This window comes from Hohaiivirga grylli (assembly GCF_039655745.1).
Taxonomy (GTDB): Bacteria; Pseudomonadota; Alphaproteobacteria; order Rhizobiales; family Beijerinckiaceae; genus Hohaiivirga; species Hohaiivirga grylli.
Window position 1 is genome coordinate 1 of record NZ_JBBYXI010000010.1, and the last position, 13,379, is coordinate 13,379.

Sequence of the window (13,379 nt, forward strand, 5' to 3'; positions counted from 1 at the left end):
ATCCCTCCGTTACATCCTTGTAATATTGCGCTGGATTCGTAATCGCATTCAGCCCGCTATTCGAGGCATAGAACTCGACACCGTAGCTTTCATCCTTGGTAATGACCTGTGCCTGTGAGAGGTCACGGTTCAGAGTGGCAACATCCTGAACCTGCTGGTCTCGATTGCGGATTGTGATGGTGCCTTCACCAACTGTCGCATTGGTATCCTGCTCGCGGTCATGCCCCGAGACTGAGCCACCAACCCATGGACCATTCGGTAGCCCTGTTTTTTGATCACTCTTTTTTGACTGCTGATTAGAAGAATTCCCAGAGCCCCCACCATTTTGGGCAGTATTCCATGACCATGCGTTTTCCTGCAGGCCACCAGCACTTCCCCCAACCGTCATGTCAAAGGCATCGCCCTTGTCATAATCCTTGATGGTCGTGAACCCGAGTGTACCCGTATCAAGCGTGAGATCACCCGTAGATGAGTTCAGCACTGAACCGTCAAGCTGGGTATGGTTCTCTACGTAGATATCAAGCTTCTTGTCTGCATAGATACCCGTCTGCTCTGTCACCCAGGCAACGTCACTGTCACTATTGCCGCCACCAGCATAGAAGGAACCGGCAACACCCGCTCCAATGGTCAGCGAGCCTCCACCTCGTGCTGAGGAACCTCCAGAGTGGCCTGTATCCTGACGTGACTGAACAGTCAGGTTATTGCCGACATCAAGTGTAATATCCGGTGCGGAAACAAGAGCTCCTGCAAGTGTCGTATCATTGCCGGATTTAATCGTAATGGAGTTTCCAGCACTGATATAGCTGTTCTCCTGCTGGATACCCCAGCTGTTGCTGTTTGAACGTGAATAGCCACCCTCAATCTGGATGCCGGCAGACCAACCACCAAGACCGGCAGTCGCACCGACACCAATGCCTGCATTCCATTCCTCTTCACGTGAACCGGAAGAGCTGTAGGATTGCGCGCTTTCAATGGTGATATCATTACCAACAACAAGGCTCAGATCATTGCCTGCATGAACATTGGCACCTTGCAGATGAATGTCGTTACCTGCATTAAGGCTCAGATTCCCACCGGCATTAATTGTTGTACCGTGAGCAAGAGCCATCGCAGTATTAAAAGGCGCATTAAACTATGCTTGGCTTCAAATCCAACTCCTGTGCCAGTATTATTCTCAATGGGATTGAGACAATCCAGATGATGCGGCAGGGACAGGCGTATTACGCCCGAAGTGCGCCCTTAAACCTCAAACAACAGTTTGAACTACTCATTCCGGTAAAATGAAACTTTCAAAACCGATTCAAATGCGCCTTTAATCTTAAACGCGACAGAATCAATCATCTTCAGCATTTTTTAAAGCCTTAGGCAAAAAATCTAAAGAAAAATTATAAATTTCATTCCATTGCTGGATAGTCAAGGATACTGGAAATGAGTTTTGATATAGAGTGAATACTATTTCTTTACTATCAGAAACAGCTATCTCCATAAATGGGTCATTCTTATTTTCAGAATATACGCAAACATAGGCATACTTACTATTAATATCTCCCACTTTTTCAAATACTAAATTCGACATTTTATATTACTCATAAACTTTTGCTGCACTTAAAATTTTAGCAAAAGTGGCCCCACTTGGTGATAGAACAGCCTCGTCACTTAAATTTTTCGCATATCCATCAATATCCAGAATCCAAGCTTCCATTGCTTCCAGATATTGTTCAAGGGAGATATTTTCCCATGAATTTGGTTCATGCTCTAAGCTTAGCCTTAAACTAGAGATATGCTCAGCCAGCTGCTCTTTCGTACTTATTTCATTTAAAGTTTCAATCACAGTTTTCATTTACGATAAAATCTCAAAACAGCTCAAACTATATCGTTAGATTTAAATGTTACAGAACCTATTCCTTTATGTAACTACTAAATTTATTCTTTTCTTCTTCAATCCATAAACGTCTGCATTTCGGACACTGATAAACATCTCTATTTGTTTTCATGAATTCTATGAATTCATTAATAGACAGATTGCCCTCTTCTAACTTCTCAATAGATTTCATAATATTTTTTTCTTGAACTAATTCAAATTCATACTCTTTTCCTTCCATATGCAATTGCATTATAAGACCACAATGGCATTTAAATTTAGGCATGTTTTCTCCATGAATTTGAAAGAAGTTGCATTGTTCCTATGATGGAAGCGTGAATAAGAAATTGAACTGTTGGGACGCTAAGATCGGATAATTTAAAGCCTAAATTCTGCCACCCGATGAACTTATCAGGCGAGTAATCAGCTTTAATAACAGACTCTCAAGCGCCTTCGGGCAATTGGTCGGGGCAATCCTAAAACCTTAAAGGTATAGTCAGCCTCAAATGTGACAGACACCTCATGGATCTTCAGTCAATATTTTTTGATACTCTTGCTGGAAGATTGGAAAAGCTTTCGGGTCTCGATCATAAAACGCTTCTAAGAACCAATTATCTTGCCAAGTATCCGGATAAATACTTAATCCCTTATTTTTATAAATTCTTACACGCCAATTTGACGGTATAATAGTACTGGTTACTTCAAAACAATCCGCTTGATGAAGCCCCATATCTGGCCAGAATCCGTCCCTTTCTGAAGTAACTATTCTATAGGATATTTTGCCAGAGTCACTAATATCTATGCTTAGAACTGGGTATTCCCTACCGAGGGTTAGCCATGGGGAGAATTCAACTTCTTTACCATCTGCATTAAGCAATTTGATGCATTTTACTTTCAAGTCTACCTCCAAAAACCTTAAGGGAAAGTACCATTATGATTAAATATTGCTTTATAATCAATCCCATAGAGGATGTCTCCTGTAGTACGGTTTTTATAAAAATGCATTTGAAAATCGCCTGAAGGACTTTGGTATGTTCCTGTCGCATATTTTGAATAACCGAATTGAACAAAGTCATCGCTGTATTAAAAGGCGTATCAAACCTATGCTTGGCTTCAAATCCAACGCTAGCGCCAACATTATTCTCAACGGAATTGAAACAATCCAAATGATGAGGCGAGGACAGCCGAGTTACGCCCGAATTGTGCCCTTAAAAACCTCAAACAGCAGTTTGAAATGCTCATTCCCGCAAAGTGAAGCTGCCACAACCGTCTCAGACTGTATCATCCGTTCCCAATGCGACAGAACCCCTTAAACTATATCGTCAGTTCTAAATGCGACAGAGCCCATACTTACTATTAATATCCCCCATTTTTTCAAATACTAAATTCGACATTTGATTTTATTCATAAACTTTTGCGGCACTTAAAATTTTAGCAAAAGTGGCCCAACTTGGTGATAGAACAGCTTCATCATTTAAGTTTTTGGCATATCCATCAATATCCAGAATCCAAGCCTCCATTGCTTCCAGATATTGTTCAAGGGAGATATTTTCCCATGAATTTGATTCATGCTCTAAGCTTAGCCTTAAACTAGAGATATGCTCAGCCAGCTGCTCTTTCGTACTTATTTCATTTAAAGTTTCGATCACGATTTTCATTTACGATAAAATCTCAAAAAAGCTCAAACTATATCGTTAGATTTAAATGTTACAGAACTGTCCTAAGAAATTTCTATTGATTTTAATAACCCATTCTCATCAAAAAGAATTAGTACTGAGCCATATGCACAATCAACACTAAAAACTTTATTCTTAAATTCCTCATCAAGATATTTTCTATCTTTCACATTAGGTTTATCAAACCTAATTTCTAGAAAATAGCCTTCGCCATTATTCTGATATGGCAATGCATCTTTATCTCCCTTAGAGTGCAAGAATCTTTGAATTTCTTCTATGTTAATAGTTGCCATTATTGTACCTAATTTAGTGGTGAATATCTTCCGTTATTCAATAAGTTATTTACTTGATTTTCTCGAATTCTACCAACAGATATAATTTTAAATTCATCTCTCGGCAGTGTAATACGCAAAAGAACACCATCAACACTTTGAATGATGTTTATATGGCCACTTGCATTGTCCATAACTCTAAGCGCATTTGGCGCGTTAGCAAGTTTTTGTAAATCAGCTACATTCCGCACCCATAACACGTGAAGTTTAAATTTCTCCATCACGAGTTGCAATGTTCAAATATCGACGCTTTCCACCAACTGTCATTTTGCTTTGTGTCCGCTGGTATCTGGCTTATTGCCTGTCACTCCGGAACCTTGAGGAGATGATGCAGAAGCATGGAATAATTGAGACAATCTAGATGATGCGGCAGGGCAGACAGATTACGCCGGAGTGTGCTTTTAAAACTAAAACAGCAGTTTGCAGTGCTCATTTCGGTAAAGTGAAATTCCCTCAATTGTCTCAAACTGTACCATCAGTTCCAAATACGACAGAACCCGATATACTTAACTATGGCTCTTCAGAAAGTATTTTTTTGTATTCTTCATAGAAAGTATGAAGGGCACTTGGCTCTCCATCATAAAAATTTTCATAGAAAGAAGAATTAATCCAAGTTTTTGGCCCTATAGAAAATCCTTTATTTTGGTAAATTTTGAGATGCCAACTAGATGGCACAAAAGTCGTTACTAGCTCAAAGCATTTTTCTGAATGGAGGCTCATATGAGGCCATTTACCCTCTCTCTCAGAAGTTACTATTCTGTAATATAACTTCCCATATGAATCGTATGAAATGCTTAAAACATGATATTCCTTACCCAAGGTAAGCGAGGGAGAGAACTCAACTTCTTTACCGTCTGCCTTCAGCAATTTGATGCATTTTACTTTCAAGCTTATCTCCAAAAACCAATACTGTCGCATTAATTGATCAGCAACATCATTTCATAACACGTGGAGTTTAAATTTCTCCTTCATGAGTTGCAATGTTCAAATATCGACGCTTTCCACCAACTGTCATTTTGCTCTGTGTCCGCTGGTATCTGGCTTATAGCCTGTCACTCCGGAACCTTGAGGAGATGATGCAGGAGCATGGGATATCGGTTGACCATTCAACTATTCATCGCTGGATTATCAGATATGCGCCTGTGATTGCGAAGGCATTTAACAGGCACAGAAAACCGGCAGGTAAAAACTGGTTTGTAGCTGAAACTTACATCAAAGTTGGCAAGCGCTGGATGTATCTTTATCGCGCAATCGACAACTACGGACAGACCGTTGAGTTTCTGTTCTCGGAAAAACGTAACATCCGGGCAGCAAGATTATTCTTCAAGAAAACTCGGGCAAAACGGCAGGCCGGAGAGTATTACGCTTGATTGCTATCAGGCTAATCATACGGCTCTTATCGCAATTGATAATGAACATCGGCTCAGATATGAAAATGGGCAACTGTTCCTGCCTATTATGATTCACACTGGGAAATATCTAAACAACCGAATTGAGCAAAGCCATCGCAGTATTAAAATGCGCATTAAACCTATGCTTGGCTTCAAATCCAACACCTGTGCAAACATTATTCTCAATGGGATTGAGACAATCCAAATGATGCGGCGAGAACAGGCAAATTACGCCCGAAGTGGGTCCTTAAATCTCAAGCAGCAGTTTGAAATGCTCGTTCCGGTAAAATGAAACTTTCAAAACCGCTTCAAATGCGCCTATAACTTTAAATGCGACAGAACCGGACGGGACACCTCGGGTTTAAATACGACAGAACCTTACTTAAGACCTTCTACTTGTAAGAGCCGCTTTTTTGCCTTTTCAAGAAAAGTAATGAATTCATCATACTCAAATTTTAGTTTTTTATCTTTTTCAAGATATATTATAATCGATAATTTACCATTGTCTTCTGAAAAAGCTATTTCACCCCATTGCGAATAATCATAAGAAAGCTCAACGTATAAATCATCTCTATTCATTGAGCTACCTACACTAAATTCCAACATATTTATCACCTATGGTTCCCTGAAACCTATCAAATTACGACCTGTACTATTAAAACGTAATGTCCTTCCATCTACTGAAATAACATCAATTACTGTTACTCTCTGCCCATTTTCAATAATAGTTCTTCGTATAAATTGAGACCCATTATCTCGTAAAATTGAATCGACAATTGCTTGTCCCTCGCGATTAAGAGTTTCTAATTTGGTATCTGAAGCGCTAAATGCACTTCCGGGTCTGGACGAATGTTTTTGCAATGCTCGGCCTGCATCAGTTAAGCCATTTCTATTAGCAGATTGTGCAGCACTACTTAATTCTTCAAGAGCAGGTACTCGATTTGATGCAATAATTTCAATTCTGCTAAATGTACTTCCAGATGTTATCCCAGCTCCATACCAAGCTAATGCTGCCTTTGCGGCAAAATCAGCTATGGCTGCTTTCGTTGAACAATCTGAGATTCCCGCAAGTTCACAAGAACCTTTGATCGCTGCATAAGCCGCACTATCCTCATGAAGGCCTGAAACTGCCTGACGTATTCCCGTCTGAAATTCATCTACGCCTGCCGTAGCGACCATCCAGCCCGGAACAGCCGCAGCCCCTTCTGTTCCACCAACCATGCCCGCACCAACAACCATCATGACGGTACCGCCAGCTGCCTGTAGCCCTCCCATAGCCCTATTCGTATTATTAGGAATTTGACTTTGAATAAGTTGTTGCAACTGAGAATATGCTTCTATACCACCTTGATTATTGGCCAGAGCCGTTTCCGCCCAAATATAGCCATCTGAGTTTTTAAGCTCGTTATATACAGCGAGTTGCTGCTGATAACTGGCATCTTCTCGACCCATTGAAAGATAGCGTTGGTCTCTATCAACCTGGCTACGCAAGAGTTCAAGTTCTTGCTGCTGTGCTGGCGTTAAAACTCCCGCAGCAGCCTGAGCTTCCAAGTCGGCTAGCTGCTGTTGGCGTCTTTCAACAGACACCTTAGTTAACGAAAATGTTTCCCCTGCGTCTCTGGCCACCTTAGCAGCAGATACATACATCTGTTGCTCAACAGTGGTGCCCAATGAAGTTGCATAATCAACACAATCCTGCAAAACAGCACTTTGTTTGCGAATATTGGATAATTCTGCATCAGCAGCAATCATAGCCTCTTGATTGCCAAAACTTGCACGGGCTTGGGCAATTATTCTCTCCTTGTTTTCCTTAATATAGTTCAGAGCACGTGTTATAACTGCAGCATCACATGGGTTTGCCGGAGCGGCGGCATAGGCTGGTGTTACGAAGAAATCGAGAAGGTTAAACCCGCTTCTCTGTGCTGTACAGCTATCCAACTCACGTTTTAGCTCATCAAGCTGTTCTTGTGTCAGCTGACCATCACGAGCTGAATTTGCAATAAAATCTGCTAAGGCCGTTCCAGAGGCTGCTAAAAGATCAAGCTGTCTCACGAAATCCTGATAAAGCTTAGGTGCCGTCTCATCTATTCTGATAAGTCCATCGATAGCATTGGATGAGGCGTAGAATTCAACACCTCTGCTTTCATCTTTGGTGACAACCTGCGCTTTATCAAGATCACGATTAAGTGCAGCAACATCCTGCTCCTGCTTCTCACCATTACGAATAATAATGGTGCCTTCGCCAACAGTTGCGTTGGTATCCTGTTCACGGTCATGTTCTTCAATACTTCCACCTGCCCAAGCATTTGGCGGGCTGCCCTTATCATCCCGAGAAGCCTGCTCCTGTTGCTGAGCTGCTGTATTCGGGTTATTCGGCATCCAAGGGTACTTGTTAACCTGCTGCTCACCATTGGATGCACTCACACCAACTGTCATATCGAATGCGGAACCGCGGTCATAATCTTTAATGGTCGTGAACCCGAGTGTACCTGTATCAAGCGTTAAATCACCCGTGCCGGAAGCTATGACCGAACCATCAAGTTGAGTGTGGTTCTCGACATAGATATCCATCTTATTGCTGGAATAAATACCGGATTGCTCTGTAACCCACGCTACTTCACTTTCAGAGCCCCCAAACCCGAAACTTCCTCCTCCTGATTTGCCGTTACCTGAAATAGCTCCACCCCAACCAATGGTTGCAGAGCCGCCAACATTCATCGAAGAACCTTCTGAGTGACCTGTATCCTGACGTGACTGAACCGTTAAATTATTACCAATATCAAGATACACATTATCGCCGTAGATTACTCCACCAGCTATCGTCGTATCATTCCCAGAAATGATATTGACCGTATTACCTGCAATAATATGCGAATTATTCTGCTGAACGCCCCAACTGTCTCTCTCTGAACGGGAGTAGGAGCCATCAATCTGGATGCCGACTGAATAGCCGCCCATACCAGCGGATGCGCCAACACCAATACCAGTAGCCCAGCTTTCCTCACGAGAACCGGAAGAACTGTGAGATTGAGCGCTTTCAATGATAACATCATTGCCCGTATTTAATGTCAGGTTGACAATAGGAGAGACTACTCACCGGATTTATTCATCGACGATGACGCAGCGAATTGAGTGAAGGTAAAACAGAGTAAGCTACACCGTCCAAAGGATGGGCGGGTCAACTTGTCTGAAAGCAGAAAAATGAGAGGATTGAAATGACGAAACACTAAAAATGAGCAGGCAAAAGCTCTAAATCCAACCGACCGACGATCTCATCGGGCAAATAATCAACTCAAAATCACCGCCTCAAATTCTACTCAATCCAGTTTGGATGCTTGGACGGGACAGGCATTGAAACAATCCAGATGATGCGTCAGGGACAGGCAGATTACGCCCGAAGTGTGCCTTTAAACCTCAAACAGCAGTTTGAAAGGCTCATTCCGGTAAAGTGAAAGGCTACAACAAACTCAAACCGTACCCTCAGTTCCAAACGCGACAGAACCTATTTAATTCTATGAATATCAATATAGTAGCAAAATTTGAACTTAACAACTTTATTTCTTAAATCAAAAATCAAAAATTTTGAAATTTTTTCACTATTAACATATATATTAAGAATTATTTTATCATTGCATAATTTAGTTCTAGATATATTATACAATTCATTATTTTCAGAATCTCTTGCCTCAACAAATTGAATACCATTTTCATTAAAAGAAACATGATATTCAGACCAAAAATCTTCATCATCTATTATATAAACATTTACAATTCTTCCTTTCAATTTATAACTTCTTGAAAGTGAAAATGAAGATTTTTCTATATACGAAAAACAACCTTTTAATAAATTAAAATTTTCTGTTAAATTTAACCTATACTTGTTAATTCGCCCAATAGACGGAAACATAGTCTCAAATAAGAGAATATTTTTATCATATCTGATATTGCTTATTTTTAGATGTTCTTCCTTATTATCTACAATATCGTCATCATCATAAAAAACTAGAAGTTCAACAGAGGGATAAGCTTTTGTAATATCTTTAATAATGATCTCGCGGTTAGCAACATCATTATCAAATGACCAACGTCCTTCAAACCATTCTTTTCTAGGAAATTCTATGACGTTACACAATTTACTTAACTCCTGTCTTTATGCGCCAATATTCATCGAAACCTGGCGGTTTATTCTTTATAACTGTTTTACCGTTAGAATCTTTCATTCGAATTTTATTAGGATCATTAGGATCAGGTGTCATCTTCTTAAACTGGTTACCAGTTCCAGCTGCATCGCTAGCCCAATTTCGTTCCCCAGGGCCTCTATTCGCCCCTCTGCTTTCTAATATCCATTCATTATCAGGCGGTTCTGTCGCATTAATTAACCAGCAACATTCCGTACTCATAACACGTGGAGTTTAATTTTCTCCTTTATGAGTTGCAATGTTCAAATATCGACGTTTTCCGCCATCTGTCATTTTGCTCTGTGTCCGCTGGTATCTGGCTTATTGCCTGTCACTCCGGAACCTTGAGGAGATGATGCAGGAGCGTGGGATATCGGTTGACCACGCAACTATTCATCGCTGGATTATCAGATACGCGCCTCTGATTGCGAAGGCATTTAACAGTCAGAGAAAGCCAGCAGGTAAAAACTGGTTTGTCGATGAAACCTATATCAAGGTTGGGCAACGCTGGACGTATCTCTATCGCGCGATTGATGACAAAGGACAGACCGTTGAGTTTCTGTTCTCGGAGAAGCGCAACATCCGGGCCGCAAGGTTATTTTTCAGGAAAGCTTTTGAGCGAAACGACAGGCCGGAGAGTATTACGCTTGATCGCTATCAGGCTAATCATACGGCTCTTGTCGCAATTGATAATGAACATCGGCTCAGAAATGAAAATGGGAAGCTGCTTTCACCTATTAAGGTTCATACTGGCAAATATCTGAATAACCGGATTGAACAAAGCCACCGCTGTATTAAAAGGCGCATCAAACCTATGCTTGGCTTCAAATCCAACGCTTGTGCCAATATCATTCTCAGCGGCATTGAAACAATCCAGATGATGCTGCAGGGGCAGGCAGATTACGCCCGAAGTGCGCCTTTAAACCTCAAACAGCAGTTTGAAATGCTCATTCCGGTAAAGTGAAACTGCTACAACCATCTTAAACTGTATTATTAGCTCCAAATGCGACAGAACCCCTCGTGAAGCATGGCACGGGATTAATATTTACAACCAGAGGTCACAGCAGATTATCTGGTTCTCCGCATGGGAGGGACTTCTCACCGGATTTGTTCATCGACGATGAAGAAACAGAAAAGCGTAAGTTAGAAATTGAGAAACATTACACCGTCCAAAGGATGGGCGGGTCAACTTGTCTGAAATCAGGAAAATGCGAGGATTGAAATGACGAAACACTAAAAGCGAGCCATTCAAAGCTCCAAATCCACCCGTCCAATAATCTCATCAGGCGGTAAATCAACTCAAAATCACCGCCTCAAACTCTACTCAATCCGGTTTGGACGCTTGGACGGCACAACACTAAAAGCGCCTCAAACTGTATCCTCAGTCCAAAATGCGGCAAAACCCAATAAAATATCGAATATTTATTTATATTTTATAATCTTCAAATTCCCAATGCGCAAATCTACAAAGTTTTAATGCTATCTCTTGCCAATTATTACCAGAACAATTCTCAACATAACTCTTTATCTCTGAAAAGATTTTATTCATATCGTAAAATTCAATAAGGATAAAACGATATCCTATCAAAACTTTACCATTAATCATATTTTCTTTTAACCATTCTGGCGTGCAGACAACAACTTGAAACATTTCCGACCCATCAAAATCATGAGGGCCGATAAAGATTTCAATTAAAAATCCAAAAAAATCATCTTTTTCTGGTTTGTACGTTTTTAAATCAACATCAGGAGACATTATTTTCTTAATTTCTGCTTTCATTATTTATCTCCTTTTATATTAAGATGCCCATTACTCTGCCAACTACCATTAGGAGTAGTTCTAGCCTCAAAATTAGATTGTACACCTGTAACAGCAAAATCGCTATTTGGTTTGTTTGCTGGCGGCCTATATTGCCGAAGACCATCTGCACTAACTAAAGTTTTGCCATCACTTGCTACTTTATAGTTGGGCCCAACCCAAGCTAAACCTAGTGCATTGGCTTCGGCGGCAGTAGATGTACCCAAATTAAAGTTTCCTTTTCCATATTGCGAAGCCTCTCGCAATATACCTATTTTTTCGCCAACTGTTAAATTTCTACCAGCCGTTGCTGGAGCTGTTATGAATGCTCCAAACTCTCCTGCTATTTCAATCAGCCTCTCACTATTTTTTGCTGTAAGGCTGATACCACCTGCTGCAATAGCCCCCTCACCTGTAGCAAAAGCAACACCTTCTTGTCCCAATGTATAAAGAGCTTCTGCTCGACACATAATGTTCGCAAAACATGTTAGAGCCGCTTCAGTAACAGGAACTGCGACAGCTGCAACTCCAAGAGTTACAAGAATTGCGCCAGTAGCCTTTCTCGCATTACTCACTGCTTCTTCTACATTACCTGCGTGAGCCACCTGATATTGATAGTAATCTGCTGCTAGAGCAAAACGCTGTTCAACGGTGAGACCATTCGCGGCAGTTTGTATAGCTTCTGTTATGCCGGGAGGTAGACTATTCAGAGCAGTCACGTCATATGGCAAGGTAGCCCTAGCAATCTGTGCTGCTGCCATTTTCAACATTTCCTGTGAAGCTTGTGGCGTAACCCCAGACTGCGTTGCCCCATCCATAAGAAAAAGGGCGTCTAGTAGATTCTCATTATGCCCATATAGAATGGCATAACTTGCCAGATAAAGCTGAGGGTTAGTCTGACGCAACTCCATAAGCTTTTCTGCCTGATTTTTTGTTAGCTCGAACTTCTCTGCAGCAAGGGCATCCCCCCCCGTGCGATATGCTTCAGCAACTGAAATCATCGTATTGTAGTGACTATCACTCGGTATTAAACCAGAGGCTCTAAGAGCGCCGCGATCATCACTGCAAAGCTCAAAATATGCCATTTGCTGCTGCAAATAACCATGCAGATTGCCTAATTCTATTTTTTCACTTGAAGTAAGTGTACCTGCGTCTTGTTTACTTAAAAGTTCGTCATATCTGCTACGACTACTCTCTATTGCTTGTTTAGCGCTCAGTGTAATAGATTGTTTTAACTTAGTATATTCTTCTTCAGACATATCTAAGCTATTGCCACCTTTAAAACGCAACGCACATCCCAAATCACCTGCATATGCAGGTGTAATAATCCAATGGAACAAATTGAAACCTTGTTGGGACGAACCACACGCTCCTTTTAGTGAATCAGGGTCTATTTCATCAAAACGATTTATGACTTCTTTAAGTTTAGTAGCACTAGCGGCAGAAATTTCTCCTGATGCTGCAAAAGAATCAATTAATGCCTCTCTAACTCTTGTAAGCGCATAATCAGCTTCACTAGTTGCTTTTCTAACATTTGCCTCTAACCGCTTATCAGCACTCTCAAGATTTTTAATATTCTCTTGTATCGTTTTAAATCCAGTTCCAATTTCCTGAATAGCGCTGGATGAGACATAGAAATCTACGCCTGAGCTTTCATCCTTGGTGATTTCCTGAGCCTTCTCAACATCACGGTTAAGGGTTGCAACATCCTGCTTCTGTTCTTCCTGATTCCGGATGATGATTTCACCTTCACCGACCGTTGCATGAGTGACCTGTTCGCGATCACGATCTGAAACTGAACCGGAAATTGAACCACCCGATGGTTTACCCGTTGCCGGATCATTGCTGATACCAACATTCACATTCATTGATGAAGCCGTATCGTGATCAACAATATTAGAGAACCCAAGAGTGCCGGTATCAAAGGTTAGATTACCTGTTTCAGAGTTAATTACCGCACCATCAATCTGGGTATGATTGCCAACTGTGATGTTGAGATTATCTCCAGCATAGATGCCTGTCTGCTCCGTCACCCATGCCTTGTCGCTTGTCGAGTTTCCGCCACCTGCATTAAGCGAACCTGATACGCCATAACCAATGGTCAGCGAGCCACCGACATTCATGGATGAGCCATCAGAATGGG

Annotated in this window: 16 protein-coding genes and 2 pseudogenes; 5 read left to right on the forward strand and 13 right to left on the reverse strand. The window is 41.2% G+C overall.

Annotated features, from left to right (window positions below):
- On the reverse strand, positions 1-1,108 hold a 1,108-nt coding region (locus WJT86_RS11980; RefSeq protein WP_346337821.1), incomplete at its 3' end, for a hemagglutinin repeat-containing protein.
- Positions 1,109-1,134: 26 nt separating this feature from the next.
- Between WJT86_RS11980 and WJT86_RS11985 the strand changes: the two genes are divergently transcribed.
- Positions 1,135-1,284, forward strand: coding sequence for a hypothetical protein (locus tag WJT86_RS11985; protein ID WP_346337822.1), 150 nt, complete (start codon positions 1,135-1,137; stop codon positions 1,282-1,284).
- Between the two features lie 49 nt (positions 1,285-1,333).
- Here WJT86_RS11985 and WJT86_RS11990 read toward each other — a convergent pair whose 3' ends face one another.
- The 4 genes from WJT86_RS11990 to WJT86_RS12005 form a co-directional block, all read right to left on the reverse strand.
- Positions 1,334-1,576 carry a hypothetical protein gene (locus WJT86_RS11990; RefSeq protein ID WP_346337823.1) on the reverse strand — a complete coding sequence of 81 codons (243 nt, stop codon included), beginning with the start codon at positions 1,574-1,576 and terminating at the stop codon, positions 1,334-1,336.
- 6 nt (positions 1,577-1,582) lie between these two features.
- On the reverse strand, positions 1,583-1,840 hold the full coding sequence (locus tag WJT86_RS11995; RefSeq protein WP_346337824.1) for a DUF7660 family protein: 258 nt from the start codon (positions 1,838-1,840) through the stop codon (positions 1,583-1,585).
- Positions 1,841-1,898: 58 nt separating this feature from the next.
- A complete protein-coding gene (locus WJT86_RS12000) occupies positions 1,899-2,147 on the reverse strand; it encodes a hypothetical protein (RefSeq protein WP_346337825.1) in 249 nt (82 codons plus the stop codon).
- A 234-nt stretch (positions 2,148-2,381) separates the two neighbouring features.
- Positions 2,382-2,759, reverse strand: coding sequence for a hypothetical protein (locus WJT86_RS12005; protein WP_346337826.1), 378 nt, complete (start codon positions 2,757-2,759; stop codon positions 2,382-2,384).
- Positions 2,760-2,901: 142 nt separating this feature from the next.
- Between WJT86_RS12005 and WJT86_RS12010 the strand changes: the two are divergent.
- Positions 2,902-3,057, forward strand: a pseudogene (locus tag WJT86_RS12010) (DDE-type integrase/transposase/recombinase); the annotation flags it as partial.
- 204 nt (positions 3,058-3,261) lie between these two features.
- On the opposite strand, the gene WJT86_RS12015 reads toward WJT86_RS12010, so the two are convergent.
- Complete coding sequence (locus WJT86_RS12015; protein ID WP_346337827.1) at positions 3,262-3,519, reverse strand: DUF7660 family protein; 258 nt, start codon at positions 3,517-3,519, stop codon at positions 3,262-3,264.
- A gap of 62 nt (positions 3,520-3,581) precedes the next feature.
- Positions 3,582-3,830, reverse strand: a complete 249-nt coding sequence (locus WJT86_RS12020) for a hypothetical protein (RefSeq protein ID WP_346337828.1) — start codon at positions 3,828-3,830, stop codon at positions 3,582-3,584.
- Between the two features lie 271 nt (positions 3,831-4,101).
- Here WJT86_RS12020 and WJT86_RS12025 point away from each other — a divergent pair.
- Positions 4,102-4,215 (forward strand): annotated as a pseudogene (locus WJT86_RS12025) (IS6 family transposase); the annotation flags it as partial.
- 164 nt (positions 4,216-4,379) lie between these two features.
- On the opposite strand, the gene WJT86_RS12030 reads toward WJT86_RS12025, so the two are convergent.
- Positions 4,380-4,757 (reverse strand): hypothetical protein, encoded by a 378-nt coding sequence (locus WJT86_RS12030; RefSeq protein WP_346337829.1) that lies wholly within the window; start codon positions 4,755-4,757, stop codon positions 4,380-4,382.
- A 92-nt stretch (positions 4,758-4,849) separates the two neighbouring features.
- Here WJT86_RS12030 and WJT86_RS12035 point away from each other — a divergent pair.
- A protein-coding gene (locus WJT86_RS12035) for an IS6 family transposase (protein WP_346337830.1) occupies positions 4,850-5,552 on the forward strand; the annotation gives its coding sequence in 2 pieces (ribosomal slippage) (positions 4,850-5,202 and positions 5,201-5,552; 705 coding nt in all).
- A gap of 86 nt (positions 5,553-5,638) precedes the next feature.
- Here the strand turns inward: WJT86_RS12035 and WJT86_RS12040 are convergent.
- The 3 genes from WJT86_RS12040 to WJT86_RS12050 form a co-directional block, all read right to left on the reverse strand.
- On the reverse strand, positions 5,639-5,866 hold the full coding sequence (locus WJT86_RS12040; protein WP_346337831.1) for a hypothetical protein: 228 nt from the start codon (positions 5,864-5,866) through the stop codon (positions 5,639-5,641).
- Positions 5,867-5,875: 9 nt separating this feature from the next.
- Entirely contained in the window at positions 5,876-8,341 is a 2,466-nt protein-coding gene (locus WJT86_RS12045) for a hemagglutinin repeat-containing protein (RefSeq protein WP_346337836.1), read from the reverse strand.
- Positions 8,342-8,762: 421 nt separating this feature from the next.
- A complete protein-coding gene (locus WJT86_RS12050; protein ID WP_346337832.1) occupies positions 8,763-9,392 on the reverse strand; it encodes a hypothetical protein in 630 nt (209 codons plus the stop codon).
- A 305-nt stretch (positions 9,393-9,697) separates the two neighbouring features.
- Here WJT86_RS12050 and WJT86_RS12055 point away from each other — a divergent pair, with 305 nt between their 5' ends.
- Positions 9,698-10,402, forward strand: coding sequence for an IS6 family transposase (locus tag WJT86_RS12055; protein WP_346337833.1), 705 nt, complete (start codon positions 9,698-9,700; stop codon positions 10,400-10,402).
- 462 nt (positions 10,403-10,864) lie between these two features.
- On the opposite strand, the gene WJT86_RS12060 is transcribed toward WJT86_RS12055, so the two are convergent.
- The gene (locus WJT86_RS12060; RefSeq protein WP_346337834.1) at positions 10,865-11,218 is read right to left on the reverse strand and encodes an immunity 8 family protein; all 354 of its coding nucleotides are present in this window, start codon (positions 11,216-11,218) and stop codon (positions 10,865-10,867) included.
- Entirely contained in the window at positions 11,218-13,359 is a 2,142-nt protein-coding gene (locus WJT86_RS12065; protein WP_346337835.1) for a hypothetical protein, read from the reverse strand. The genes WJT86_RS12060 and WJT86_RS12065 overlap by 1 nt, the downstream gene beginning before the upstream one ends.
- Positions 13,360-13,379: the final 20 nt, after the last annotated feature.